The organism is Limosilactobacillus difficilis (assembly GCF_947387495.1).
Lineage (GTDB): Bacteria > Bacillota > Bacilli > Lactobacillales > Lactobacillaceae > Limosilactobacillus > Limosilactobacillus difficilis.
On sequence record NZ_CANDNU010000109.1, the window covers coordinates 1 to 476 of the forward strand.

1 protein-coding gene is annotated in these 476 nt (G+C 29.6%); it reads left to right on the top strand.

The annotated features are described in order from the left end of the window. Window positions 1–49 precede the first annotated feature (49 nt). Window positions 50–445, top strand: coding sequence for a DNA methyltransferase (locus tag QOR82_RS09440; RefSeq protein ID WP_326521497.1), 396 nt, complete (start codon window positions 50–52; stop codon window positions 443–445). Window positions 446–476: the final 31 nt, after the last annotated feature.

The window sequence follows — 476 nt, forward strand, 5'->3', positions numbered from 1 at the left end:
ATTTGGTTATTAAACTAATTCTACCCGTTATGGGTTATTTTTTTAATTTATGTTGCACTTGAATTGTAAATTCTCACCACATAAAAAAGATGAAGAGGTTTATTTATTTGGTAATCCCCCATATTTAGGATACCCAAAACAAGATAAACAACAGAAACAAGATATGGAAAATGTTTTCCTTAATACTAATATTAAGTATAAAAAGTTGGATTATATTACATGTTGGTTTGTTAAAGGTGTTCGATATTTAAGATTAACCAAAGCCCGTCTTTGTTTTGTATCTACAAATTCTATATGTCAAGGAGAACAAGTTTCAATATTATGGCCTTCTCTGTTAAAAATATCAGCTATCGATTATGCATATAAAACATTTAAATGGTCAAATAGTGCAAAGAATAACCTGAATTATTCACCAGAAACTCCAAAATCCCCATCAAACACATGATTCAAGTGCTTGATGGGGATTTTGCGTTTTC

Bases quoted from the DNA above. Each gene is read 5' to 3' on its own strand.
- QOR82_RS09440 (WP_326521497.1), top strand. From the start codon at position 50: ATGTTGCACTTGAATTGTAAATTCTCACCACATAAAAAAGATGAAGAG.